Annotated in this window: 25 protein-coding genes; 13 read left to right on the forward strand and 12 right to left on the reverse strand. The window is 67.3% G+C overall.

What is annotated here, in order from left to right:
• Window positions 1–37: 37 nt before the first annotated feature.
• From rplI to rpsF, 4 genes are all read right to left on the reverse strand, one after another.
• A complete protein-coding gene (gene rplI / locus ACTIF2_RS20770; protein ID WP_439499019.1) occupies window positions 38–601 on the reverse strand; it encodes a 50S ribosomal protein L9 in 564 nt (187 codons plus the stop codon).
• Between the two features lie 36 nt (window positions 602–637).
• The gene (locus tag ACTIF2_RS20775; protein WP_439499020.1) at window positions 638–1,591 is read right to left on the reverse strand and encodes a DUF2232 domain-containing protein; all 954 of its coding nucleotides are present in this window, start codon (window positions 1,589–1,591) and stop codon (window positions 638–640) included.
• 140 nt (window positions 1,592–1,731) lie between these two features.
• Window positions 1,732–1,977: a 30S ribosomal protein S18 gene (gene rpsR / locus ACTIF2_RS20780; RefSeq protein ID WP_038367644.1), complete on the reverse strand. Its 246-nt coding sequence runs from the start codon at window positions 1,975–1,977 to the stop codon at window positions 1,732–1,734.
• A gap of 3 nt (window positions 1,978–1,980) precedes the next feature.
• The gene (gene rpsF / locus ACTIF2_RS20785) at window positions 1,981–2,424 is read right to left on the reverse strand and encodes a 30S ribosomal protein S6 (protein ID WP_439499021.1); all 444 of its coding nucleotides are present in this window, start codon (window positions 2,422–2,424) and stop codon (window positions 1,981–1,983) included.
• Between the two features lie 328 nt (window positions 2,425–2,752).
• Here rpsF and fabD point away from each other — a divergent pair, with 328 nt between their 5' ends.
• From fabD to gmk, 7 genes are all read left to right on the forward strand, one after another.
• The gene (fabD, locus tag ACTIF2_RS20790; RefSeq protein WP_439499022.1) at window positions 2,753–3,697 is read left to right on the forward strand and encodes an ACP S-malonyltransferase; all 945 of its coding nucleotides are present in this window, start codon (window positions 2,753–2,755) and stop codon (window positions 3,695–3,697) included.
• Window positions 3,698–3,729: 32 nt separating this feature from the next.
• Window positions 3,730–4,467 carry a 3-oxoacyl-[acyl-carrier-protein] reductase gene (gene fabG, locus ACTIF2_RS20795; RefSeq protein WP_439499023.1) on the forward strand — a complete coding sequence of 246 codons (738 nt, stop codon included), beginning with the start codon at window positions 3,730–3,732 and terminating at the stop codon, window positions 4,465–4,467.
• A 257-nt stretch (window positions 4,468–4,724) separates the two neighbouring features.
• Window positions 4,725–4,958, forward strand: coding sequence for an acyl carrier protein (locus ACTIF2_RS20800; protein WP_043236751.1), 234 nt, complete (start codon window positions 4,725–4,727; stop codon window positions 4,956–4,958).
• A 50-nt stretch (window positions 4,959–5,008) separates the two neighbouring features.
• Window positions 5,009–6,274, forward strand: coding sequence for a beta-ketoacyl-ACP synthase II (fabF, locus tag ACTIF2_RS20805; RefSeq protein ID WP_439499024.1), 1,266 nt, complete (start codon window positions 5,009–5,011; stop codon window positions 6,272–6,274).
• 148 nt (window positions 6,275–6,422) lie between these two features.
• Complete coding sequence (gene mltG, locus ACTIF2_RS20810) at window positions 6,423–7,799, forward strand: endolytic transglycosylase MltG (protein ID WP_439499025.1); 1,377 nt, start codon at window positions 6,423–6,425, stop codon at window positions 7,797–7,799.
• Window positions 7,800–7,950: 151 nt separating this feature from the next.
• Complete coding sequence (locus ACTIF2_RS20815) at window positions 7,951–8,832, forward strand: YicC/YloC family endoribonuclease (RefSeq protein WP_439499026.1); 882 nt, start codon at window positions 7,951–7,953, stop codon at window positions 8,830–8,832.
• 6 nt (window positions 8,833–8,838) lie between these two features.
• Window positions 8,839–9,486 carry a guanylate kinase gene (gene gmk / locus ACTIF2_RS20820; protein ID WP_439499027.1) on the forward strand — a complete coding sequence of 216 codons (648 nt, stop codon included), beginning with the start codon at window positions 8,839–8,841 and terminating at the stop codon, window positions 9,484–9,486.
• 16 nt (window positions 9,487–9,502) lie between these two features.
• Here the strand turns inward: gmk and ACTIF2_RS20825 are convergent, their stop codons facing one another.
• Genes ACTIF2_RS20825 through lptF form a run of 6 tightly spaced genes read right to left on the reverse strand, consistent with a single transcriptional unit; the run spans window position 9,503 to window position 17,321 of the window.
• Window positions 9,503–10,489 carry a Bug family tripartite tricarboxylate transporter substrate binding protein gene (locus ACTIF2_RS20825; protein WP_439499028.1) on the reverse strand — a complete coding sequence of 329 codons (987 nt, stop codon included), beginning with the start codon at window positions 10,487–10,489 and terminating at the stop codon, window positions 9,503–9,505.
• Window positions 10,490–10,539: 50 nt separating this feature from the next.
• Window positions 10,540–11,388: a 16S rRNA (adenine(1518)-N(6)/adenine(1519)-N(6))-dimethyltransferase RsmA gene (gene rsmA / locus ACTIF2_RS20830; protein ID WP_439499029.1), complete on the reverse strand. Its 849-nt coding sequence runs from the start codon at window positions 11,386–11,388 to the stop codon at window positions 10,540–10,542.
• A complete protein-coding gene (gene pdxA, locus ACTIF2_RS20835; RefSeq protein ID WP_439499030.1) occupies window positions 11,385–12,398 on the reverse strand; it encodes a 4-hydroxythreonine-4-phosphate dehydrogenase PdxA in 1,014 nt (337 codons plus the stop codon). Before pdxA ends, rsmA begins: the two co-directional genes overlap by 4 nt.
• Before the next feature lie 51 nt (window positions 12,399–12,449).
• Window positions 12,450–14,981: an LPS-assembly protein LptD gene (locus ACTIF2_RS20840; protein WP_439499031.1), complete on the reverse strand. Its 2,532-nt coding sequence runs from the start codon at window positions 14,979–14,981 to the stop codon at window positions 12,450–12,452.
• A gap of 58 nt (window positions 14,982–15,039) precedes the next feature.
• Window positions 15,040–16,128, reverse strand: a complete 1,089-nt coding sequence (gene lptG, locus ACTIF2_RS20845; RefSeq protein WP_439499032.1) for an LPS export ABC transporter permease LptG — start codon at window positions 16,126–16,128, stop codon at window positions 15,040–15,042.
• Window positions 16,128–17,321 carry an LPS export ABC transporter permease LptF gene (gene lptF / locus ACTIF2_RS20850; RefSeq protein ID WP_439499033.1) on the reverse strand — a complete coding sequence of 398 codons (1,194 nt, stop codon included), beginning with the start codon at window positions 17,319–17,321 and terminating at the stop codon, window positions 16,128–16,130. Before lptF ends, lptG begins: the two co-directional genes overlap by 1 nt.
• Window positions 17,322–17,499: 178 nt before the next feature.
• Here lptF and ACTIF2_RS20855 point away from each other — a divergent pair, with 178 nt between their 5' ends.
• From ACTIF2_RS20855 to ACTIF2_RS20870, 4 genes are read left to right on the forward strand one after another with little or no spacing between them, the layout of a single operon-like run.
• Window positions 17,500–18,993, forward strand: a complete 1,494-nt coding sequence (locus ACTIF2_RS20855) for a leucyl aminopeptidase (protein ID WP_439499034.1) — start codon at window positions 17,500–17,502, stop codon at window positions 18,991–18,993.
• A 49-nt stretch (window positions 18,994–19,042) separates the two neighbouring features.
• Window positions 19,043–19,495 carry a DNA polymerase III subunit chi gene (locus ACTIF2_RS20860; RefSeq protein ID WP_439499035.1) on the forward strand — a complete coding sequence of 151 codons (453 nt, stop codon included), beginning with the start codon at window positions 19,043–19,045 and terminating at the stop codon, window positions 19,493–19,495.
• The gene (locus tag ACTIF2_RS20865) at window positions 19,492–19,902 is read left to right on the forward strand and encodes a hypothetical protein (protein ID WP_439499036.1); all 411 of its coding nucleotides are present in this window, start codon (window positions 19,492–19,494) and stop codon (window positions 19,900–19,902) included. The genes ACTIF2_RS20860 and ACTIF2_RS20865 overlap by 4 nt, the downstream gene beginning before the upstream one ends.
• Window positions 19,899–20,183, forward strand: coding sequence for a hypothetical protein (locus ACTIF2_RS20870; protein WP_439499037.1), 285 nt, complete (start codon window positions 19,899–19,901; stop codon window positions 20,181–20,183). The genes ACTIF2_RS20865 and ACTIF2_RS20870 overlap by 4 nt, the downstream gene beginning before the upstream one ends.
• A gap of 100 nt (window positions 20,184–20,283) precedes the next feature.
• Here the strand turns inward: ACTIF2_RS20870 and ACTIF2_RS20875 are convergent, their stop codons facing one another.
• Together ACTIF2_RS20875 and ACTIF2_RS20880 are read right to left on the reverse strand one after the other, a co-directional pair.
• The gene (locus tag ACTIF2_RS20875; RefSeq protein ID WP_439499038.1) at window positions 20,284–20,628 is read right to left on the reverse strand and encodes a hypothetical protein; all 345 of its coding nucleotides are present in this window, start codon (window positions 20,626–20,628) and stop codon (window positions 20,284–20,286) included.
• Between the two features lie 6 nt (window positions 20,629–20,634).
• Window positions 20,635–22,512 (reverse strand): ABC-F family ATP-binding cassette domain-containing protein, encoded by a 1,878-nt coding sequence (locus tag ACTIF2_RS20880; RefSeq protein WP_439499039.1) that lies wholly within the window; start codon window positions 22,510–22,512, stop codon window positions 20,635–20,637.
• A gap of 84 nt (window positions 22,513–22,596) precedes the next feature.
• Here ACTIF2_RS20880 and ACTIF2_RS20885 point away from each other — a divergent pair, with 84 nt between their 5' ends.
• Together ACTIF2_RS20885 and ACTIF2_RS20890 are read left to right on the forward strand one after the other, a co-directional pair.
• Window positions 22,597–22,875, forward strand: coding sequence for a hypothetical protein (locus tag ACTIF2_RS20885; RefSeq protein WP_439499040.1), 279 nt, complete (start codon window positions 22,597–22,599; stop codon window positions 22,873–22,875).
• A gap of 90 nt (window positions 22,876–22,965) precedes the next feature.
• Window positions 22,966–25,122, forward strand: coding sequence for a methyl-accepting chemotaxis protein (locus tag ACTIF2_RS20890; RefSeq protein ID WP_439499041.1), 2,157 nt, complete (start codon window positions 22,966–22,968; stop codon window positions 25,120–25,122).
• Window positions 25,123–25,155: the final 33 nt, after the last annotated feature.

Consider the following 25,155-nt stretch of genomic DNA (forward strand, 5'->3'; position numbering starts at 1 on the left):
GCTCGCGGCGCCTTCCGTATTCGCGGGTTGGCGAAGCTCAGCGCTCGTCGTCGCCGGCCTCGGCCAGCGCGGCGCCGACCTCGAGGCCGAGATCGTCGAGATCGAACTCCTCGCGGGCCGTGACGTTCTCGCCCAGCGCCTGACGCTCGGCTTCCTCGGCGGAGCGGGCGACGTTGACGGTGACGGTGACCGAGACTTCCGGATGCAGCACGACCGGGACGGTGTGCAGGCCCAGCGTCTTGATCGGCGTGTTCAGGGTGACCTGGTTGCGATCGACGCTGAAGCCGTCCTGGGTCAGGGCCTCGGCGATGTCGCGGGTCGAGACCGAGCCGTAGAGCACGCCGGATTCGCCGGACTGGCGCAGGATCACGACGGCGTGGCCGTTCAGGGTCCCGGCGACCGAGTCGGCTTCGGCCTTGAGCTCGAGATTGCGCGTCTCGAGCTGGGCGCGCTGGGTCTCGAAGCGCTTGCGGTTCTCCTCGGTGGCGCGCAGCGCCTTGCCGCGGGGCAGCAGGTAGTTGCGGCCGAAGCCGTCACGCACGCGCACGACTTCGCCCATCTGGCCGAGCTTGGCGACGCGTTCGAGCAGGATCACTTCCATTGGTCTTCTCCTTTGAATTCCGATTGAGTTTTGATGTCAGGCGTTAGGCATGGGCGGGGTCAGCGGCGGGCGCGGTGGCTTGCGCAGGCCGAACAGTGAATCGACGATGCCGGCCAGCGAGAGCAGTGGCGTCAGCACGGCCTGCATCACGATCAGCGCGACATAGACGGAGGCCAGCATCGGCCCGCGCCAGGCCTTGCCGCGCGACAGGTCGTGGATCATCGCCAGGCCGCTGAACATGAAGACGGCGAGCAGCGCGCCGGTCAGGGCGGCGCCGGCGACGCCGATGAAGCCTCCGAACGAGGCCGTCACCATGGCCAGCGCGAGCAGGAACAGCGCGCGGCGCGGCACCGTCGTCGCCGGGATGAAGGGCCAGGGCCGTGGCAGGCGGCCGGAGAGCTGGACGGCCTTGGCGGCCAGCCAGAGATTGGCGACGAGGGTCGTGACGAAGGAGGCGCCGATGCCCACCGGGACCGCCGGCGCCAGGCGCAGGGCCAGGTCGCTCAGCTTCACATCAGGGGACAGCGTGATGAGGCGGCTGCGCACCATCTCGGAGAGTAGGTTCTCGATGACCCGCGCGATGACCGAGCGATAGGCCTCGTAATCGGTCGTCATCACGAGGGCGCTGCCAACCGTGGTCAGGGCCGCCGTGCCGGCGATCCAGACCAGGAGATGGCCGAGCGGATACCATTCAGCGGCGCCTTGCCCGTTGTCGCGCGCCAGCAGGACGAGATAGGCGATCCACCAGGCCGGCAGCGCCACGATCAGCGCGAAATTCAGGCCGGCGGCGAAGCTGAGCGCGATCGCGCCTGCAAGCGCGCCCGCCAGGGTGGCGACGAGCCCGGCGCGATGGTTCCAGCCAAGGGCGGCGATGAAGATCGGCAGGGGAGCGGCCGAGTACAGCAGAACGGCCAGCGGCGATCCGGTGATCACCACTGCGAAAAGGAGGGCCGATACCAGGCCCGCGCCGATGCCGACGATCGGAAGCATCTTTCGTCCTGCTGTCCCGCTGCTCGTAAAGGCAGGGTGAGAGGCGTTTGCCTCAACATACCCGGCGGGTTTTCACCGCAGGGCGACTAGGGTGGATCATCGCCGGCGCGAGGCGCCGGCGGCGATGGATAGCGATCCGCTCAGCGGATGACGTAGGGCAGAAGCCCGAGGAAGCGGGCGCGCTTGATCGCCTGGGCGAGTTCGCGCTGTTTCTTGGCCGAAACGGCCGTGATGCGCGACGGCACGATCTTGCCGCGCTCGGAGATGTAGCGCGAGAGCAGGCGCACATCCTTGTAGTCGATCTTCGGAGCGCCTTCGCCCGAGAACGGGCAGGACTTGCGGCGGCGGAAGAAGGGGCGGCGTGCGCCAGCGGAAGCAGTCGACATGGCTCAGGCCTCCGCGCTGGGGGTTTCGGTAGCTTCGTCTTCACGACGCGGACGGTCCCGGCGCGGGCCACGGTCGAAGCGATCGCCGCCGCCACGGTCGAAGCGGTCGCCACGATCGTCGCGGTCGCGCTTCTGCAGCATGGCCGACTGGCCTTCCTCGAGCTCCTCGACGCGGATGGTCAGGAAGCGCAGGACATCCTCGTTGATGCGCATCTGGCGCTCCATCTCCAGCACGGCGGCGGAGGGGGCGTCGATGTTCAGCAGCGAATAATGCGCCTTGCGGTTCTTCTTGATGCGATAGCCGAGCGACTTCACGCCCCAGTACTCGGTCTTGGTGACCGAGCCGCCATTCGCCTCGATGATGCCCTTGAACTGGTCGACAAGGGTCTCGACCTGCTGCGCGCTGACATCTTGTCGCGCGAGCAGTACGTGCTCGTACAATGCCATTGATGGCCTTCCTTAGTTTCACCCTGTTTCGCCCGGCGCGGAGCCCTCCGAGCCCTGGATAAGGCCCGACAGGATTTCATCGAAGGCGGAGACACGGGATGACGGCTCTAATCAGAGCCTGCGGAATGCCTCCTCGGAAGCGGCCCGCCATCCGTTCAGCCTCCGGCCGAACAAACAGGAGGCGGCTGATACAGGTTCGGTGCCGTTTACGCAAGCCAAATCAGCCCTAAGTCACGCCCAATTCTGCGGCAAAGCTTGACTTGAGCTCCCAAGCAATGTGAGAGGCGCGTCGTAGTGACCAATTTATGAAGATCGGGAATTTGCCAGCATGACGACCGCGTTCATCTTTCCCGGCCAGGGCTCTCAGGCTGTCGGCATGGGCAAGACCTTGGCCGAGGCCTTCCCGGCTGCCAAGGCGGTTTTCGCCGAGGTCGACGATGCCCTGTCGCAAAATCTTTCGGCCATCATGTGGGACGGTCCGAGCGAAGAGCTGACGCTGACGGCCAATGCCCAGCCGGCGCTGATGGCGGTCAGCCTCGCGGTCATCCGGGTGCTGGAGGCCGAGGCCGGCCTTTCGCTGGCTCGCGACGCGACCTTCGTCGCCGGCCATTCGCTCGGAGAATATTCGGCGCTGGCGGCTGCCGGCAGCTTCTCGATTGCCGATGCGGCTCGCCTGCTGCGGATCCGCGGCGATGCCATGCAGAAGGCGGTGCCGGTAGGCGAGGGCGCCATGGCGGCCTTGCTCGGCGTCGATCTCGACCAGGCTCGCGCGATCGCTGCCGACGCGGCGCAGGGCCAGGTCTGCGAGGCGGCCAACGACAATGGCGGCGGGCAGGTCGTGCTGTCGGGCAGCAAGGCCGCGATCGACCGGGCGATCGCGCTCGCCGGCGAGCGCGGCGTCAAGCGCGCGCTGCCGCTGCCGGTCTCGGCGCCGTTCCATTGCGCCCTGATGCAGCCCGCGGCCGACGCCATGCGCGACGCCTTGGCCAAGGTGGCGCTGGCGCCGCCGGTCGTGCCGGTCATGGCCAATGTGGGAGCGGCTCCGCTCAGTGATCCCGACGCGATCCGCGCCTCATTGGTGGCTCAGGTCACGGGTACGGTGCGCTGGCGCGAATGCGTCGAGGCAATGGCGAATGCCGGTGTTGACCGCTTCGTCGAGGCAGGTAGCGGCAAGGTTCTCGCCGGCCTGGTCAAGCGCATCGCCGCTGGCACGGCCGCCGTCTCGCTTGGCGCCGCGGACGACATCAGAAACTACAACGCCCAGAACGGGTGATCCGGCGGCACGCCGGAATCATGGGAGGCATCATGTTTGATCTGACGGGGAAGAAGGCCCTGGTCACCGGCGCAACCGGCGGCCTGGGCGGCGCCATCGCCCGCACGCTCCACGGCTTGGGCGCGAGCGTCGCGCTCTCGGGCACGCGGGTCGAGGCGCTCGAGGCGCTTGCGGCGGAGTTCGGCGAGCGCACTGTTACTGTGCCCTGCAACCTGTCCGACAAGGATTCCGTCGAGGCGCTCGTTCCCGCCGCCGAGGAGAAGCTCGGGGGGCTCGATATCCTCGTCAACAATGCCGGCGTCACCCGCGACAACCTGTTCATGCGCCTCAAGGACGAGGACTGGGACAATGTCATCGCCGTCAACCTGACCGCGGCGTTTCGGCTCTCGCGCGCGGCCGTGAAGAGCATGATGCGCCGCCGCTATGGCCGCATCATCGCGATCGGCTCGGTCGTGGGCGTCACGGGCAATCCGGGGCAGGGCAACTATGCCGCCTCGAAGGCCGGGCTGATCGGGATGTCGAAGGCGCTGGCGGCCGAAGTCGCGAGCCGCAACATCACCGTCAACGTCGTTGCGCCGGGCTTCATCGAGTCGCCGATGACGCAGTCGCTGACCGAGAAGCAGCGCGAGGCCATTCTGGCGGACGTGCCGATGGGCCGCCTGGGCCTCGGAGAGGACGTCGCTGCGGCCGTCGCCTATCTGGCCAGCAACGAGGCCGCCTACGTGACCGGGCAAACGCTTCACGTCAATGGCGGAATGGCAATGATTTAAAGGGTTTGTGTAAGTTTTTTGAAAGCCCTTTTGATCGAATCCCGGCTCTCGCCAGCCATCATCGAGTGTGTTAACTAGCGCCGTCGCGCTGCAGCGCGCGTGCTCGGGGGGACTTGACGCGAACCCTGTTGTTGCGTTTGTGCAGCCTTAAGAGTTCCGCCCCGGCGTCACCCATTGGAGGGAAGCAGGGTGGCGGGAGCGGTTCCCTACACGCGTCGCGATCCAGCGATGTGTTTCAAGCTTTGAGGAAAAGATCCATGAGCGATGTCGCCGAGCGCGTGAAGAAGATCGTGATCGAGCATCTCGGCGTCGAACCCGAGAAGGTCGTCGAAGGCGCCAATTTCATCGAAGACCTCGGCGCGGACAGCCTCGACACGGTCGAGCTCGTGATGGCTTTCGAGGAAGAGTTTGGCGTCGAGATTCCCGACGACGCGGCCGAGACCATCGTGACGGTCGGCGACGCCGTCAAGTTCCTCTCGAAGAGCGCCTGACCGGCCGGTTGGCCGCTAGTTAGAGCATCATGAGCTCACGCAGCCTTACCATGCGACGTGTCGTGGTGACTGGGCTCGGCATGGTGACGCCGCTTGGCTGCGGCGTCGAGCCGACCTGGTCGCGCCTGATCGCCGGCGCCAGCGGCGCCGGCCCGATCACGACCTTCGACGTGAGCGATCTGCCCGCGCGGATCGCCTGCAGCATTCCGCGCGGCGACGGCTCGGACGGCACCTTCAATCCCGACGACTGGATGGAGCCGAAGGAGCAGCGCAAGGTCGATGATTTCATCGTCTTCGCGATGGCGGCGGCGTCCCAGGCGCTCACCGACGCCGGCTGGAAGCCCGAACGCTACGAGGACCAGATCGCGACCGGCGTCGCCATCGGTTCCGGCATTGGCGGGCTCGGCGGCATCTACGAGGCGTCGATCCTGCTGAAGGAGCGCGGCCCGCGCCGGCTCTCTCCCTTCTTCATCCCCGGCCGCCTCAGCAACCTGGCGGCGGGTTATGTCTCGATCACGCACGGGCTGAAAGGTCCGAATCATGCGGTCGTGACGGCCTGCTCGACGGGCGCCCACGCGATCGGCGACGCTTCGCGGATGATCGCGCTCGGCGATGCCGAGGTCATGGTCGCGGGCGGCACCGAATCGGCGATCAACCGCATCGGCATCGCCGGTTTCTGCGCCTGCCGGGCGTTGTCGACCGGCTTCAACGACACGCCCGAGAAAGCGTCGCGTCCCTATGACAAGGACCGCGACGGCTTCGTCATGGGCGAGGGCGCCGGCGTCGTCGTGCTCGAGGAACTGGAGCACGCCAGGGCGCGCGGGGCGCGGATCTATGCCGAGATCATCGGCTACGGCATGTCGGGCGACGCCTATCACATCACCTCGCCGGCCGAGGACGGCGACGGCGCCTATCGCTGCATGGCGGCCGCGCTCGATCGGGCCGGCGTCGCGGCCTCGGATCTCGATTATATCAACGCCCACGGCACCTCGACCCAGCTCGGCGACGAGATCGAGCTGCGCGCCGTCGAGCGCCTGCTCGCCAATGCGCCGAAGAAGCCCTCGATGTCCTCGACCAAATCGGCGACCGGGCATTTGCTCGGTGCTGCCGGCGCCATCGAGGCGATCTTCTCGGTTCTCGCGATTCGCGACCAGGTCGCGCCGCCGACGATCAATCTCGACAATCCATCCGTCGAAACCGATCTCGATCTGGTGCCGAAGACGGCGAAAAGCCGCCCCATCGAGCTCGCTTTGTCGAATTCCTTCGGCTTCGGCGGCACCAATGCCTCGCTGGTTATGCGGCGTTTCGTCGACTGATTTCACCGGCCGGCGAAGCCGCAGCGCGCTTTCGCCATAATTTTTGCTAGTCTGTCGCCAGATTTCGGGTCAGGCTCGAAATGCGCCTCGCCGTCCATCGTGATCGTGGCGCACCTCACGACCACACCAGAACGCGAGCGCCAGAACCGTGAACACTCCGCCCCGCGTCGCCCCGAAGAGCCCCAGCGAGGCGCTGAAGCCAGTCGCGCCGCCGGCTCCGCCGCCAAAGGCGCGCCGCCGCCGGCGCAGCCCCTTCATCGGCATGCTCAGCGGGCTCTTCACCGCCGCGCTGGTCCTGGCCGGGCTTTTCGGCGCCGGAATCGCGATGGTCGGCAGCCAGAGCAAGGCGCCGGGCCCGCTCGCCAGCGACCGCGTCCTGATCATTCCCAAGGAAAGCGGCCTGACCGAGATCGCCGACCTCCTTCAGCGTGAAGGGCTGATCGAGCATCCCTGGGCCTTCAGGGTCTCGGCGCTGGTCTCCGGCAACTGGACCAAGCTCAAGGCGGGGGAATACCTGTTCAAGGCGCGCGCCAGCCAGCAGGACATCCTTGAGATCATCGCCGCCGGCAAGGCGGTCGAACACTCCGTCACGGTGCCGGAAGGCCTCACCAGCGAGCAGATCATCGCGCGGCTCCGCGAGAACGAACTCCTCAGCGGCGACGTGATCGAGGTCCCGCGCGAAGGCGAGATCCTGCCGGACACCTTCAAATTCCCTCGCGGCTTCACGCGCCAGGCCATCGTCGACCGGATGAAGCGCGACCAGCGCCGCATCCTGAACGAGGTCTGGGCCCGGCGACCGGCCGACCTGCCGATCAAGACGCCGCAGGAGCTCGTCATCCTGGCCTCGATCGTCGAGAAGGAGACCGGGCGAGCCGATGAGCGGCCGCGCGTCGCCGGCGTCTTCATCAACCGCCTGAACCGCAAGATGAAGCTGCAATCCGACCCGACGATCGTCTACGGCCTCGTCGGCGGCAAGGGCACGCTCGGGCGCCCGATCCAGCGCAACGAGATCACCCAGGCGACGCCCTACAACACCTATGTCATCGACGGGTTGCCGCCGGGTCCGATCGCCAATCCCGGCCGCGCGGCGCTCGAGGCCGTCGTCAACCACTCGCGGACCAAGGACCTCTTCTTCGTCGCCGACGGCAGTGGCGGCCATGCCTTCGCCGAGACGCTGGAGCAGCATAACCGCAACGTCGGCCGCTGGCGGCAGTTCGAAACGCAGCGGCGGGAAACCAACAAGCCGAGCGACACGGTCGACAAGGTCGAGCCGCCGCCGGCTCCCGATACGCGCAGCGAGGCGCCGGGAGCCACGCGCGCCGCCGCCGACCCGGCATCGGGCGCCGTCGAGACCTATCCGGGTCCGGGCAACAGACGTGCGGCCGGCGCGACGGCGCAGGCCGATGCGGCGGGCGGCACGCGGGCACGCGCCTTCGATTCCTCGGAAGGAACACCGCGCGATCCCTTGCTGAACCGCACCTATGACCTGAATTCGCCGAAGCAAGTGCCGGCGCTGAGGCCATAGCCGGCTCACCGGGCCGTCGCGAGCGGCCCGCTGGCCAGCCGTCCCGGCGTCATCCCCATGTTCGCGCGGATCATCGTCCCGCGCGACTTGCGGCGTATTCCTTGCCTCTCTACGGTCCCGCCGCATCTGGAACGGCGGAGACCCTTCACCCATGGCCATCGAGAGCATGACCGGCTTTGCCCGTGCGGCCGGCGTAGCGGGCATTCATGCCTGGGCCTGGGAGATCCGCAGCGTCAATGCGCGCGGCCTCGACGTGCGCGTCCGGGTGCCGCCGGGTTTCGAGACGCTCGCCGAGGCGGCGCGCAAGCGCCTGGGCGGCGCCTTCGCGCGCGGAACGCTGCATGTGAACCTGTCGATCACCAGCGATGCCGGCCCGCCGCGGCCGCGGATCAACGAGGCGACGCTGGCAGGCCTGCTGGAGGCCGTCGCGCGCCTTCCAGCCTCCGCGACCATTCGTCCGCCATCCTTCGACGCGCTGCTCGGCATTCGCGGCGTCGTCGAGCTCGCCGACGAGGGTGAGGATGCGCTGGCCACGCTCGAGGCGCCGCTGCTGGCCGGCCTTGAGGCCGCGGTCCTCGGCCTCAAGGAGGCGCGGGCCGGAGAGGGGCGCGCGCTGGAGGCGCTCGTCACCGCCCATCTCGCCAGCATCGCCCGGCTCACGGAAGAGGCGGAGCGGCACCCGGCGCGTGGCGTCGAAGCCGTTCGCGAGCGCCTGGCGATGCAGGTGCAAGCCTTGCTGGAGGCGAGCCAGGCGCTCGATCCGCAGCGCCTGCACCAGGAGGCCGCCTTGCTGGCGGTCAAGGCCGATATCCGCGAGGAGATCGACCGCCTGCGCGCCCATGTCGCGGCGCTGCGGGCCTTGCTCGATCAAGGTGGCCCGATCGGCCGCAAGCTCGATTTCCTCTCCCAGGAATTCGGCCGCGAAGCCTCGACGCTCTGCGCCAAGGCCGGCGATGCGGGCCTGTCGCGCATCGGACTGGAATTGCGGACGGTGGTCGACCAGATGCGCGAGCAGGTTCAGAATGTGGAGTAACGGCTGATGGCCGATCTTGCGCGCCCGGCCCGCCGTGGCCTGATGCTGATCCTGTCCTCGCCCTCCGGCGCGGGCAAATCGACCCTGACCCGGACGCTGTCGCAGCGCGAGACCAATCTCGACCTGTCGATCTCGGTCACGACACGGCCGAAGCGACCCTCCGAGATCGAAGGCGTGCATTATCATTTCATCGAGCGGGCGGAATTCGATGCGCTGCGCCAGCGCGACGAACTGCTCGAATGCGCCGAGGTGCACGGCAATGGCTATGGCACGCCGCGCAAGCCCGTCGAGGAGGCGCTGAAGGCCGGCCGCGACGTGCTCTTCGACATCGACTACCAGGGCACGCAGCAGATCCTGGAAAAGGCGCGCGAGGATGTCGTCGCCATCTTCATCCTGCCGCCCTCGATGGCCGAGCTCCGCTCGCGCCTCGTGCGCCGGGCCGAGGACGCGCCCGAGGTCATCGCCAAACGCCTCGACAATGCCCGCGACGAGATCGCGCGCTGGAGCGTCTACGACTACGTCATCGTCAATGACGATCTCGGCGCCGCCTACGAAGCGGTCAGGGCGATCCTGACGGCCGAGCGTCTGAAGCGCCCGCGCGCCGTCGGCATGGCCGATTTCGTCGACGGCCTGCTCGCGGAAACCATCGATTGATGGACGTCAGGCGGCGTCAGTTCACCTGGATGCCGGCTTCCCTGATCAGCTTCGACCAGCGCTCCGTGTCGGCGGCGATCACGGCCGCGAGCTCGGCCGGCGTGCCGCCGATCGGCTGTGCGCCTTGCGCGCCCATCGCGGCGACCACTTCGGGAGCTTTGAGCGCTTCCGCCGCCGCGGCGTTGAGCTTGGCGATGACGGCGTCCGGGGTGCGCGCAGGCGCCATCAGCGCATACCAGGAGACGGCCTCGAACCCGGCGATGCCGCTGGCCTCGGCAATCGTCGGAAGCTCCGGCATGACCTTGCTGCGCTCGCGGCTGGCGACGCCGAGGGCGCGAAGCTGGCCGTTGTCGATCAGCGGCTTGGCGGTCGAGAGCTGCGCGATGATCAGTCCGACATCGCCGCGCAGCACGTCCGTCAGCGCCGGCGCGACGCCGCGATAGGGCACATGCGTCATCTCGAAGCCGGCCGAGCGCGCCAATAGCTCGGCGGCGAGATGCGCCAGGCTGCCGGCGCCGGGCGAGGCATAGGTCAGGTTGGTGGTCTTCGAGCGTCCGAGCGCGATCAGTTCCTGTACCGTCTTGACCGGCGATTGCGCGCCGACGACGAGGACGTTCTCGACCGTGGCGAGCTGGGTGATCGGAGCGAAATCCTTGACGGGGTCGTAGGGCAGGTTGGCGAAGAGGGTGGGGTTCACCGCAGCATTGCCGACCGGCATCAGCGCCAGCGTATAGCCGTCGGGCTCCGATTTCGCGACGGCGGCGAGCGCCGTGTTGCCCTGCGCGCCGACCCGGTTCTCGACCGTGACCGGCTGGCCCCAGAGCTGGGTCAGCTTGTCCGCGACGATCCGCGCAAGCGCATCCGGCGCGCCGCCGGCGGCGAAGCCGACGACGATGCGGATAGCCCGCGTCGGATAGTCCGTCGATTGCGCGACGAGCCGCGTGGGGCCGACGCTCGCGGCGCCCAGGAGCAATGACAGTGCGGTCCGGCGGTCGAGAGGCATCGTGGGTTCCTTGCCAGCGGGAAGCGTCAGGCTAGCACGAACCATGCCGCTCAGCGCATCGCCTTCAGGGCATTGGCCAGCCGCACGAAGCCGGAGACCGGTACCTCCTCGGCCCGGGCGGTCGGCGACAGGCCGGCGGCTTCGATCATCGGCGACGGCTCGGGGAGCACCGCCTTCAGGCTCTGGCGCAGCATCTTGCGGCGCTGCCCGAAGGCCGCCAGCGTGACCCGCTCCAGCAATCTCTGCTCGCAGGGTTCCGGCTGCGCCCGTGGCACGAGCTGGACGACCGACGAGGTGATCTTGGGCGGCGGCACGAAGGCCGATCTCGGCACATCAAACAGGATCTTCGTCTCGCAGCGCCAGTTCGCCAGGACGGCGAGCCGGCCGTAATCGGCGCGCTGGGCCGGCGTTGCGACGATGCGCTCGGCCACTTCGCGCTGGAACATCAGCGTCAGCGAGCGCCACCAGGGCGGCCATGGCTCCAGGCTGAGCCAGCCGACGAGCAGGGGCGTGCCGATATTATAGGGCAGGTTGGCGACGATGCGGGCGGGGCCGCCGCCAAGACGGCTCGTCAGGTCGACCGCGAGCGCGTCGCCCTCGATCACCTCGAGCCGACCGGGATAATGCGCCGCGATCTCGGCGAGCGCCGGCAGGCAGCGCCGGTCCCGCTCAACGGCGATCACCCTGGCCGCACCATTGGCGAGCAGGGCGCGTGTCAATCCGCCCGGCCCGGGGCCGATCTCGACGATCGTCTCGTCAGCGAGGAGCCCGGCCGCCCGCGCGATCCGGCCGGTCAGGTTGAGGTCGTACAGGAAATTCTGGCCGAGCGATTTCTGGGCCATCAGCCCGTGGCGCTCGACCACCTCGCGCAACGGCGGCAGGGCGTCGATCTGGCTCATGCGGTTGCGGCCACCTGTGTCGCCATACGCGCGGCGAGGCGCAAGGCGGCGCATAGACTATCGGGCCGGGCGATGCCCTGGCCGGCAATGTCGAAGGCCGTGCCATGGTCCGGCGAGGTCCGGATGAAGGGCAGCCCGAGGGTGACGTTGACGCCCTCGTCGAAGGCGATGGTCTTGATCGGGATCAGGGCCTGGTCGTGATACATCGCCAGCGCCGCGTCATAGCCGGCCCGCGCCCGGGCATGGAACATGGTGTCGGCCGGGTAGGGGCCGCGTGCATCGATGCCCAGCGCCTTCAGACGCTCGATGGCCGGCGCGACGACGGCGGCATCCTCCTTGCCGAGCGCACCGCCTTCGCCGGCATGGGGATTGAGGCCGCTGAGGGCGAGGCGCGGGCTGGCGATGCCGAAACGGCTCGTCAGTTCGGCGGCGACGATGCGGCCGGTCTCGACGATCAGCCCGGTCGTCAGCGCCGCCGGCACCGCGCTGAGCGGGATATGGATCGTCACCGGCACGACGGCGAGCTCGTCGCACCAGAGCATCATCACCGGATGGGGCACGGTGCCGCCATCCGCCGCGAGATGCGCAAGATATTCGGTGTGGCCGGGATAGGCGAAGCCGGCGGCATAGAGAACGCTCTTGGCGATGGGATTGGTGACGAGCGCCGCGACATGCCCTGCGCGCACCGCCGCCACCGCGCGGTCGATCGCCTCGATCGTGCCCGGCGCGGTCGCGGCGTCAGGACGTCCCGGCGTCGCCGGCATCCGGCTTTCGAGCGCGATCACCGGCAGGGCGCGCGCGAACAGCGCCTCCGCTTCGTCCCAGTCGCAGCCCGCAACCGGCACCTCGAGCCCGAGCTGCCGCGACAGCTTTTGCAGATGATCCGGATCGGCGATGCAGGCGAAGGCGGGGAGCGCGGCCTGCTCCCGCTGCTTCCAGGCCATCAGGGCGAGTTCCGGCCCGATTCCGGCCGGGTCGCCCTGGGTCAACGCGAGCAATCGCGGCGGCATCTGTATCTCCGCGGCTTCGGCCCGCACTGCGCGCGATCGATGCCGATGGCGTCAGCGGGTGGTGGTGTTGACGCCGTCCGCCGAAGACTGGCCGAGGCTCTGCGAGTAGCTGAGCTCGCCCAGCGTACGCAGCTCCAGCCGGAACATCACCGTGCGCGTGTCCTTGGTCGCGCCGGCCTGCCGGTCGGCATAATATTGCGAATAGGACACGTCGAAGACCGTGCACTCGTCGGTGTAGTTGAGGCCGAAATTCAGCGAGGCCGGCTGGAAGACGTCGGTCTTCGGATAAGCCGGCGTGGCGTACACGGCCGGGCTGATCTGGGCGAGCTGATAGGCATCGCGATAACGCTCGCGGTCGTATTTGTACTTGTCGAGATCGAACAGGACGCCGGCGCGAACGCGCCAGTATTGCGCCACGGCAAGAGAGCCGTTCAGGTTCAAGCCTTCGCGCCGGCGGGGGACACCGAGATTGGGCTGCGGTTCGTAGCGCCCATAACCGACCGAGGCCGAGAACTTGGAGTTGCTGTAGGTCGCCGCGGCGTCGACGCGCTGGGCCTCGAATGTGCTTTCGTCCAGCCGCGCCGCGCCGGTCAGGAAGAAGTTCTTGAACGGCGAAACCTGCGCCCGCGCGACGAAGTCCGAGCGATTGGTCTCGAGCCCGGAATCGAGGCCGGTATTGACCAGGTCGCCATGCGCGAAGGAGTTGCGCCCGGCCAAGCGATAGGACTGGCCGACCAGGAAATTCGCATAGGCCTCCGAGCCGAAGCGGCCGGTATAGAGCATGCCGACATTGGCGCGCGTGCCGCCCTCGAGACGGTCATAGCCGGAGAACTTGCCGCTCCACTCGAACAGGTTCGTATCGTCGAAGACGAGGCTCTGCGAATCCTCGTTGGCGACGCGCAGGCTGTTCGTCTCGTTCGGCCGCGCCACGATCTGGGCGACGGGCTCGATGATATGCGTGCCCCACGAGGTCTTGGCGACGAAGGGATAGCGGTACATCAGACCGATCGTCGGCATGGCCCGCCCGAACACCTCGTCCGAGGTGTCGACGAGCGAGTTGACATTGGCATTGGGATAGCCGCTCGTCGACGGGTTGACCGAGAAGATGTCGGCCCGCAGCGAGGCGTAAGGCGTCCAGACCTGGCCTATCGGGTCGATGAAGTTGCGCCGCCACGACACTTCGGCGGTGGCGCGCGCCACGGAGCCGGCGATGCCGCGGACCAGGCAGCTGCCCTTCTGATAGACCACGCAGGCGTCGTAGAGCGAATAGCCGGTCTGTGTCGCGGTCGTCGGCACATTGATCAGATAGGCGCTTTGGACCGGCAGCTCCTTGAACGCCGCCTTGTCTCGCGTCAGATGCGTGACGTTGACGTTGAAGGCCAACTCGCCGCCGAGGAAGCTCGGCTTGTGCACCCGCTTGTTGTAGTCGAGCACCGGCAGCACGACCGGCTGCTGCTTCTGCCAGTCGAGCGCCGACAGCGTCTGGAAATAATAGCTGCGCAAGTCGAACCAGGCCGTCGGGCTCTGGCCGTTGAGATAGGCGGTCGAGATCGATTCCTGCAGGAAGGTCCCGTTGGCGATGCTCTCGCTGCGGATGCGGTAGTTCTTCCAGAACCAGCGGTCCGTGGACATCGCCACGTCCCAGCCGAAATTCCAGCGCGGGTTGATGAAGAACTTGCCGGAGGTCTCCAGCGAGCCGCGGAAATCACTGTCGCGCGCGCCGAGCGGGGATTGCAGGAAAGCCTCCGGCTCCTGCTGGAAGATACCGGCCGCGCGGATGTTGTAGGAGCCGTTCTCGAGGCGGTGGCGCCATTCGGCCTGACCGAGGAAGCCCTGCCGCGACAGATAGCTCGGCGTGACCGTCAGGTCGTAATTCGGCGCGAGATTGAAGAAATAGGGCAGGCCGACGCCGAAGCCCGCCGCGCCGGTGTTCATGAAGGTCGGCGACAGGAAGCCGCTCTTGCGCTTCACCGTCGAGTCGGGCCCCGACATGTAGGGGATATAGGCGAGCGGAACCCCGGCGAATTCGAGCCTGGATTCTTCGTAGTAGATCGTCTGCTCCGACTTCTTGTGGATGATCCGGGCGGAACGGACCTGCCAGAGCGGCGGCTTCTCGGGGTTGTCCTTGCAGGGCTCGCAAGCGGTGTAGATGCCCTTCTCGAAGACGAAGGTCTCGCCGTCGGTGCGCTCTGCGCGCGGTGCGGTGAAACGCGTCTTGTCGGGGTTCACGACGCGCAGCGAATCGATGAAGCCGTCGCGGAAATCATCCGTCAGGTTGAAACGGTCGCCGGTGATGACGGTGCCGTTCGATTCGGTGATCCGGGCATTGCCGGTCGCGATGACGCGCTTGCTGGCGCGGTCATAGGTGACGGTGTCGGCCTCGATCGTCCGACCCTGATAGAGGATCTGGACGTCGCCGACCGCCGATACCTTGTTGTTCTTGTTGTCGTAAACCAGCTCGCGCGCATCGACGACCATGCGCTCTTGCGGCTTCTGGGGAGCCTGCGCCCAAGCGGCTCCGCCCATCGAGAGGCAATAGGCCAAGCTCGAGGCGAGGGCGGTCGCCGCCGCAAAGCGCGTCATCCGTCTTACGCCCGGGGCCATACTCTCAATCCAAAATTAACCATAGGCACAGTACTTGTTACCCGTCTTCCTGATGAAGGAGGGCGAGCGCCCCGAGCATCGTCCCCACAACCGCCGGCAACCAGGCAGCCACCGGCGGATTGACGATCCCCGATGCGCCCAGCTCTTCCGACAACTGCGTCGCAACATAGAGCACGAACCCAGCCGCCACGCCACCTATCACCAATCGCGTAACGCCACCAAACCTGAAAAATCTTAAGGAAACCGACGCAGCCACGAGAATCATGGCGACGAGCAGCAATGGCCGGGCCATGAGCGATTGATAGCGCAACTCGTAGCGCGTGGTATCGAGGCCGGCCCGCTGCGTTCTTTCGATCACGGTCGGCATCGACCAGAACCCGACGGCGTCCGGTGGGGTGAAACTTTGCCGCACTTGATCGGGCTCCAGGGTCGTCGCGAGCAGATACGTCTTGTAGCTCTGTGGCTCTTCCGTGGCGGAGACCACGCGCGCGTCGCTCAACTCCCAATAACCCCGGTACAGCACGGCCTCTCGTGCCTCGATGCGCTCGCTGAATCCGCCTTCCGGGCTGAAGCTGAAGATGGCGACCTGCGAGAGGCCGTTGCCGTCCGGCAGGGCGGCCGCGGCACGGATGATCGCCTGACCGTCCATGCTGCGCTGGCGGATCCAGATCTCCTGGCCGCTCATCACCTGACCTGTCCGGGCAAAAAGCCGGGCCTCGAGCGCGGTCGCGCTGTGCTTCAACTGGGCGGCGAGGGGGTTGTAGACCATGATCGAGGCGAGGCCGATCAGCGCTGCGACCACGGTCGCCGGCTGCAGGAACTGCCAGGCCGACACGCCGACCGAGCGTGCGACGACCAGCTCGAGCTTCCGGCTCAGCGTCAGCAGCGCGAACATGCCGCCGAACAGCACGGCGAAGGGGAAGATCTGCTCGGCGACCGCCGGCGCGCGGAAGAGCGCGAGCTTGATGATCTGCGGCGTGGTCGCGAGCGGAGAATCGCCGGCGCGCCGCATCAGCTCGACGAAATCCAGCGTCAGGACGAGGAAGAAGAAGGTGCCGAAGACGCCGATGATGGCGCGCGCGAAGCGCTTCGTCAGGTAGCGGCCGAAGGTCGAGACGAGCAGCATCAGGCGCGCCGCAGGCGAGCGGTGAGGTCGTTGAACGGTGCGATCAACGGTCGGAAGAGCTTCGAGGCGAAGGGCCGCAGGCGCGGGCCGAACCCGATCACCGCGACCGAGATCGCGATGGTCGCCAGCGGCAGCAGATAAAGCAAAACGACCGCGAACTCGGACCTGACGCTGGCCGTCCAGGCGGCATAGGCGCCGATGCGCACGGCGCCCACGATCAGGATCGCGGCCTGGATCGCGACATTGCGCCCCTGACGCGTCGTGCGCGCCTCGCCGAGCGCGGCGAAGGCGACGAGCATGAAGGCGATCGGATAGAGCGGCGCCGAGAGCCGGTTATGCAGCTCGGCGCGGAACCGGCCGGACTGAAGCTTGTAATAGGGCTCGTTCGGATCCTGCCGGAGCAGGGCCCAGGTCGTTCGCTCGCGCGGCTTGTAGATCACCTTGTCGCCGCTGCCTTCGCCGTCGCCGCCGGTCGAGTCCCCCGACAAGGCCGACAGGTTGAGCGCGTAACGCTCGAACGAGATGATCGAGGTCGTGTCCTTGTTCTTCGTCTCGCGCTGGATCGTGCCCTTCTCCAGCATCAGGAAGCTGTTGCCGTCCGCTTCCACCGTCCGGCCGCGTTCGGCGATATAGACCGCCGGCTGATTCGGGTCGCGGCGGTCCTGCATGAAGATGCCGAGCAGCGCGTCGCCGGAGCGTTCGCGGTAGTGGAAGGTCACGCCGGAATCGAGCTGGACGAACTGGCCTTCCTTGACGACGTTGGCGACGAAATCGGCCCGGATCAGCGTGATCAGGTCGCGCAGGGCCCGAAACCCCATCGGCATCACCGAAATCGCCATCCAGCCGACGAGGAGCGAGGTCGCCAGGGTCAACACCACGAAAGGCCGTGTCAGCCGATGCGGCGCGACGCCGGCGGCGTTCATCACGATCAGCTCCGAATCGCCGTTCAGCCGGTTCAGCGTGTAGAGCGTGGCCATGAACAGCGCGACCGGCGCGATGCCTGCGATCAGTGCCGGCAGCGACAGCAGGGTCACCGTGAAGAAGATATAGACGGTCTGGCCCTTGCCGGTGATCAGGTCGACCTCGCGCAACGCCTGGGTCACCCAGATCACGCTCGTCAGCCCGATCAGCAGCACGATCGCCGCGAGCGCAGCGATCTTCAGGATGTAACGGTCGAGACGGAGAAGGGGCACGCTTTCGTTTCCGATGTGACGGCGGCAAAACCGTGGCGCGCCCTGGAGGGTTCGCCAAACACTTCCTATGGTATAGCCTCGGCCGTGGCGCAAACGGGAATCGTCCGCCCCCCACGGCCGCATCCCGCCAAGTTCCACTCCCACCGCAAGTCCTATTCCCACCAATTGTGAGCAGCTTATGTCGCAGCGCCTGAAGCTTGAGGTCAAACACCTGAACGCGATCGGCGGGCAGGATCTCGTCATTCTCGTTTCCGACAAGCTGGCGCCGCCGAAGATCGCCGAGGAGTGGCTCGGCGAGGGCACGCATGCATTGCTGGCGCGCGCCGCCGCGGCCGATCGCTTCAAGGGCAAGGCGCTGGCCGGGCTGACCCTGCTCGCCCCCGACGGCGCCGGTTACGAGCGGCTGATCGTGCTTGGCGTCGGGCCGGACGGCGAACGCGACAAGCTCGATTTCGCCAAGCTGGGCGGCGCCATTGCCGGCCGGCTCGGGCATGGCCGTTCGGCCGACATCATTGCCGCGCTGCCCGATTCCCAGATCGGTCCCGAGCAGGTCGCGGAGCTCGCGCTCGGGCTGCGCCTGCGCAGCTACGTGTTCGACCGCTACAAGACCAAGACCAAAGAGGCCGACCAGGCCGAGCCGTTCACCGTGACGCTGCGCGTCGCGGATCCTGCCGCGGTCAAGAAGGCGGTCAAGGCGCGCGAGGCGATCGCGGCCGGCGTCGAGATCGCTCGCGATCTCGTGAACGAGCCGCCCAACGTCCTCTATCCCGAAGAGTTCGCCGAGCGCGCCGCCAGGCTAGAAAAGCTCGGCGTCGGAATCGAGATCCTCGACGAGAAGCAGCTCCGCAAGATCGGGATGCGGGCGCTGCTTGGCGTCGGCCAGGGCTCGCGGCGCGAAAGCCGCGTCGTCGTGATGCGCTGGAACGGCGCCAAGGCTTCGGTCCAGCCGGTCGCCTTCGTCGGCAAGGGCGTGACCTTCGATACCGGCGGCATCTCGCTGAAGCCCGGTGCCGGCATGGAGGACATGAAGGGCGACATGGCCGGCGCGGCCTGCGTCACCGGGCTGATGCATGCGCTCGCCGCGCGCAAGGCCAAGGTCAACGCCATCGGCGTGATCGGGCTGGTCGAGAACATGCCGGACGGCAATGCCCAGCGTCCGGGTGACATCGTCACCTCGCTCTCGGGCCAGACGATCGAGATCATCAATACCGACGCCGAGGGCCGGCTCGTCCTGGCCGACGTGCTCTGGTACACGCAGGACAAGTTCAAGCCGCGTTTCATGGTCAATCTCGCGACGCTCACCGGAGCGATCCTGGTCGCATTGGCCCAGGAGAATGCCGGGCTGTTCTCCAACAGCGACGAGTTGTCCGAGCGTCTCGCGGCTGCCGGCAAGGCCACGGGCGAGAGCGTCTGGCGCATGCCACTGGGCGCGGCCTATGACAAGATGATCGATTCCAAGTTCGCCGACATGAAGAACTCGGCCGGGCGCTATGGCGGCTCGATCACGGCCGCGCAGTTCCTGCAGCGCCATGTCAACGACACGCCCTGGGCGCATCTCGACATCGCCGGCACGGGCATGGGCTCGCCCAATAGCGAGACCAATCGTTCCTGGGGCTCGGGTTGGGGCGTGCGCCTGCTCGACCGGCTGGTCTCGGACCACTACGAAAGCTGATTTGATTTCCGCGAATCAGCTTGCAATCATCTGACAGGAAAGGGCTTTCATGGCCGAGATCCTGTTCTTCCATCTCCAGTCGCGCCCGCTCGAGCAGGTGCTGCCGACGATTCTGGAGCGGGCGCTGTCGCGCGGCCAGAAGGTGGTCGTCGAGGTCTCGAGCCCCGAGCGGCTGAGCGCGCTCGACGACCATCTCTGGACCTATGCCGACGCGTCCTTCCTGCCGCATGTCGCGGCGAGCGAGCCGGACGCGGCGGCGAACCCCGTCGTCCTCACCACCCAGGCCCATAACCCCAACGCGGCCCAGGTCCGCATCTGCGCCGACGGTGTCCGCATTCCGGTCGCATTGCAGGATTACGAGCGCGTCGTCCTCATCTTCGACGGCGACGATCCAGACGCGCTCACGGCCGCGCGCGAGGATTGGAAGACGGTTCGCGCTTCCGGCGCGACGGCGAGCTACTGGCAGCAGGACGAAACCGGTCGCTGGGAGAAAAAAGCGTGAGATTGCCCGTTCTGCTCGTTTGCGCCGCCGCCCTGGGCGGATGCTCCGTCGACATGGGCGGTTTCGCCTTCCAATCCCAGACGAGAGGCGGCGTCACCACGACGAGGACGACGTCGGGGAGTGCCGGCATCTCGACCCAGGAACCTGTCCTGATGCCGGACGGCGAGTGCAGCGTCGGCGCCTCGCTCGATCCCTCGACACGGCCGCTGCCGAACGAGATCGCCCTCGGCATCACCGAATGCGAGCTCGTCAGGTTGAAGGGCACGCGCCCGAGCGACGTGCTGATCGGCGAGAGCGGCAAGGGCCAACGCGAGGTGCAGGTGCTCTATTCGGAGCCGGGTGGCCGCGAGATCTACATGTTCACCGACAACCGCCTGAGCCGGATCGTCAAGCCGGGGCAGGGATGAGCGAGAACGCTGCCCAGCCCGCGACGACTGGCTTGGTGGCCGAGCTCGGGCAGGACGAAGCGCTCGTCCTCTTTGAGATGTTGCACCGCTGGCTCGATGACGATCGCGGACGGACAATCCGGAGCGCAGTTGTCGATGACGCCGAAATCTGGGCGTTGAACGCGCTGAGCAACACCCTCGAACGCGGTCTGCCCCAACCGTTCGTCGCAGAATACGGCGCATTGCTGGACGCGGCGCGAGTGCGGCTTCGCGACAAGAATGGCGGCGATTGGCCGGCTTGACGGTCCGGGCAGACTCTCAAGCCATCTCTATCGGGAGACCGTGACGAGAGGTGCGGACCTTGCCCTGAGGCCGCCGGTGAAAGGTCGGCGGGTCAGGGAGCTAGCGATCGGCTCTCTGGTGAATGGTTCCGTCCCAGTAGCGAAGCAGAATCTCTTCACCCGGCAAGATCTCTGCGTCGGCCAGGAGTGGCTTTTCGCGAATGCTGACGTCGATCAATCGACCGCTGTCCATGAACAATTCGATCACTTCGGAGCCGGCCAGGATCGCCTTCACGAAGGCCCGTGCTGCTTGTTCTGGTGTCGAACCATAGTCGCCGGTCAGCAGTTCGCCATGCGTGTGCCACCGGAAGCCGTCGAAGCCGATGGTGACTTCGCCGTCGTCGGCGAACAATACCCTAAGACGCAGCAAGCCGTCGGGGCTGACGTGTTGTTCTTCGTGCGCCATTTGGCGTCACACCCCTTCGAGCTCTTCGCCCAGCGCCAGCCACTCTTCCTCGGCCGCGGTCAAAGCCTCGACCAGTTCCGCCCGCTGCCGCGAGAGCACCGCCGCCTTTTGCGGATCTCGCGCGAAGGCCGCGCCGTTGCCGAGCACGCCGTCGACCTTCTCGATCAATCCGGTCAGCTTGGCGATCCGCGCCTCGGCGAGATTGAGCTTCTGGCGCAGCGGCCCCTGAGCGACCCGTTTGACAGCGGCGCCCTTGCGCTCATCGGCCTTGGCGCCGCCGGTGGCTGCCGCGGGCGCGGCCTTCTCGCGCCGCGCCGCCTTGGCACCGCCGAGGATGAAGGCGCGATAGTCCTCCATATCGCCATCGAAATTCTTCACCGTGCCGTCGCCGACGAGCCAGAGCCGGTCGGCGCAGGCCTCGATCAGGAAGCGGTCATGGCTGACCAGGATGACGGCGCCGGGATAATCGTTGATCGCCTTCACCAGCGCGACGCGGCTGTCGATGTCGAGATGGTTGGTCGGCTCGTCGAGAATGAGCAGATGCGGCCCGCCAAAAGCGGCGAGCCCGAGCATTAGGCGCGCCTTCTCGCCGCCGGAGAGGTTCTTGACCGGCGTCTCGGCCTTGCTCGCCGGAAAGCCGATCTGCGCCGCCTTCGAGCGGACCTTCGCCTCGGGCGCGTCCGGCATCAGGTCGCGCAGATGCGCGATCGGCGTCTCGTCCATGCGGAGCTCGTCGAGCTGGTGCTGGGCGAAATAGGCGGTCTGGAGTTTTGACGAGCGCCGCATCTCGCCAGATAGCGGCGGCAAGCGCCCGCCGATCAGCTTGCAGAAAGTCGACTTGCCGTTGCCGTTGGAACCGAGCAGCGCGATGCGGTCGTCCGGAAGGAGCGTCAGGTTGAGCCGCGACAGCACCTTGCGCTCGCCATAGCCGGCGCTGGCATCGTCGAGCACCACCATAGGCGGCGAGAGCGGCCGTTCCGGCCCCGGCAGGCTGAAAGGCTGCACGTCGCGATCGATGATGGTCGCGATCGTCTCCATCTTTTCCAGCCGCTTGACGCGCGACTGCGCCTGACGCGCCTTCGAGGCCTTGGCCTTGAAGCGGTCGACGAAGGCCTGGAGATGCTTGCGCTCGGCATCCTGCTTCTCGCGCGCCTTGGCGAGCAGCGTCTGCTTCTCGGCGCGCTGGCGCTCGAAGGAGGAATAGCCGCCGCGATAGATCGTCAGCTTGCCCTGGTCGAGATGCAGGATGTGGTCGACGCAGGTGTCGAGCAGCTCACGGTCGTGGCTGACCACGAGGACCGTGTGCGGATATTTTTCCAGATAGTCGTAGAGCCAGAGCGTGCCTTCCAGGTCGAGATAGTTGGTCGGCTCGTCGAGCAGCAGCAGGTCCGGCTCGGCGAAGAGCACGGCGGCAAGCGCCACCCGCATCCGCCAGCCGCCCGAGAAGTCCGAGCAGGGGCGCTGCTGGGCCGCCTCGTCGAAGCCAAGCCCGTGCAGCACCGTCGCCGCGCGCGCCGGCGCGGCATGGGCTCCGATATCGGCGAGCCGCGTCTCGATCTCCGCGATGCGCAACGGATCGGTCGCGCTCTCGGACTCCTTCATCAGGGCGGCGCGTTCGGTGTCTGCGGCGAGCACGACCTCGATCAGGGATTCCGGGCCGCCCGGCGCCTCCTGCGCCACGCCGCCGATGCGCATGCCGCGCGGAACGCTGACCGAACCGCCCTCCGGCGACAGATCGCCGGTGATGATGTGGAAGAGCGTCGTCTTGCCCGTGCCGTTGCGGCCGACGAGGCCGACGCGGGAGCCGTCAGGCAGCGCTGCGCTCGCCTTGTCGAGGAGCAGTCTTTCGCCGAGGCGGTAGGTGATGTCACTGATCGTAAGCATGGCGGCGGTTTAGGCGCATGCGGGGGCGCAAGGCAACGGGTAACGCGATTGAAAGGGCTGTCATGGTTTGAACAAGTTCCGGCCATGGTCGCGCCGGAGCCGAGCCTCACCCAGAGGAAGCGACGCCTTTCCGTGATTCGCGAAGAGAAATCGATGCAGATCGACCCAAGGAACCTAAGTCAGCGGCGTTTCTCCACTTCGGCGGCCGCCCTGGTGATCGTTGCGCTGATCCTCGGCAGCGTTGGCGCGGCGAGCGTGCTGGCCACCAGCCTCCGCGACGCTCCCGTCGGCGCGCACCGGGACGGCGCGTCTCCGGAGATATTCCGCGGGGCATCGGGCGACGCACATAACGTTACGTCATGACGCTGCTGAGCGGGCCTTTCTTCAGAGTCGCTTAACCATGCCAGTGTTCACTCGACCGAGGGCGTAGGAATCGCTTTCGGAGCAGGCGGAATGCCGTGGTTTTCAAGTCTGCGTTTCCGGCTGCCTTTCGCCATGGTCGCGCTTGCCGCGCTGGCGGCCGCGAGCGTGGGCTATGTCGCCTATTATTCCGTCAAGACCTGGGCCGATGAGGCTGTCCGGCAACGCCTGCATGCGGCCGCCGAGAGCGAAGCGCTCGCCGTCGAGCGCCGCTGGGAGCATATCCGCGCTGAGGTGGCGGTGCAGGCGCGCAGCGCCTTCGCGGTGGCATCGGTCGAGGAAGCCGAGAAATGGATGGAGTTCGCCGAGCGCGATCTCGCCGAGATCCAGCACTATTACCGGGGCGACGATCGCATCCCGCTGGCTGAGCGCCTCGCGAAGACGGGGCAGGGCGAGCGTGGTGGCTATGCCTGGCGCCATGGCGCGATCCACGAGACCTTCGCATCGGTCTACAAGCAATTCGGACATGCCGACATCTACCTGGTCTCGGCCAAGGGACGCGTCGTCTACAGCGTCGCCAAGGGCCGTGAGTTCGGGGAGTTGCTGGATTCGCGGGAGTTGGCCGGCACCGGCCTCGCCAAGGCCGTCGCTACGGTCAAGGGCGGCGAGCCCGGGCAACAAGGGCTGATCGACTTCGCGTCCTATGCACCGGCTGCGGGCGAGGCGCGGGCTTTCCTGGCCGAGCCGCTCTATGCGCTCGACACCAAGCCCGGCGAAGCCAGGCGTCAGGTCGGGACGCTGGCGGTGGCGTTGAACCTCCAGACCATCGATGCGGCTCTCGCCGCGACGGCGCGGCGCCGCTCAGGTTCGCGCGTGTTCATCACGGGCGCCGACGGCACCTTGCGTTCGGCCGTGAACGAGACCGAGGATCATTTCGTCCCGGCCAAGCCGTTCGATGGGCAATTGCGCGCCGCGATGACCGATGATGCGGTCGACAAGATCGCAAGCCGCGAAGGCGAGCCGCTGATCGTCGTCGCGCGCGATATCCAGGTCGGTCCCTGGACCTGGTATCTCTGGCTGACCGAGCCGATGAAGCAGGCCTTCGTCGTCACCGACAATCTCCGCTCGGCCATGCTCGCGGCGGGGCTCATCGTCATGCTGCCGCTGCTGTTGATCGCGACGGCGCTGGGCTGGTCGGTGGCGCGGCCGATCGCGGGGCTGTCGGATGCGCTCGCTGGCATCGCCGACGGGCGGGCCGACCAGGCCATTCCCGGCCGGCAGCGCCGCGATGAGATCGGCGGCATCGCGGCCTCGGTCAAGCGCATCCGCGAGAACATGGTGGCGGAGGCCGAGCTGCGCGAACAGGAGCGCGAGGAGCGCAGCAGCGAGGTCGATCGCCAGCGCGCCGCCCTGCTCGCCGATCTCGCCGCCGACCTCGATCGCTCGATCCTGACCGTCACTAGCGCCGTCTCGACAGCGGCCGAGGAACTCGCCGTCACCGCCAACCAGCTTTCGAGCGGCGCGCAGGAGACCCAGGCCAGCGCCGGGACGATGCATGAGGCGACCGCGCGCGCCATCGCCAACATCCATTCGATCGAGGACGCGGCGCAGGATCTGCGCGCCGCCATCGACAGGCTCGACGGCGATGTCCAGTCGTCGGACCTCGCCGCCCGCTCGGCGCGCGACCAGGCCGGGCAAATGAGCGCCGTCGTCGATTCGCTGGCCGCCGGCGCGGCCCGCGTCTCCGACGTGATCGGGCTAATCTCCGACATTGCCGAGCAGACCAATCTGCTGGCGCTCAACGCGACGATCGAGGCGGCACGCGCTGGAGAGGCCGGACGCGGCTTCGCCGTCGTCGCATCCGAGGTGAAGGGCCTCTCGGGGCAGACGGCGCGCGCCATCGACGACATCACGCGCCAGATCGCCTCGATGAACGAGGCGACGGTGGCGACGGTCGCGGCGATCTCGGACATCCAGGCAATGATCGGCGGCCTCAGCGATGCCGTGCGCCGCACGGCCGAGACGATGCGGCACCAGCAGGGCGTGACCCATGCCATCGTCGCCGATGTCGGCGCGGCGACCAGCGAGTTCAGCCGGATCGGCGATGCGACGAGCCTGGTCTCGACCGCGTCGCAGCAGACATCGAGCGCGGCGAACGCGGTCCTCAGGGCAGCCGGCGACCTGACCGGGCTCGCGCATTCGCTGAAATCGCGCGTCGACGAGTTCATCGCGCAGGTGCGGGCGGCGTGAGCCGGCGCGTGTCGCGCTTGTCGCTGCCATGTT

The organism is Allobosea sp., from assembly GCF_051860145.1.
In the GTDB taxonomy this organism is placed as follows: domain Bacteria; phylum Pseudomonadota; class Alphaproteobacteria; order Rhizobiales; family Beijerinckiaceae; genus Allobosea.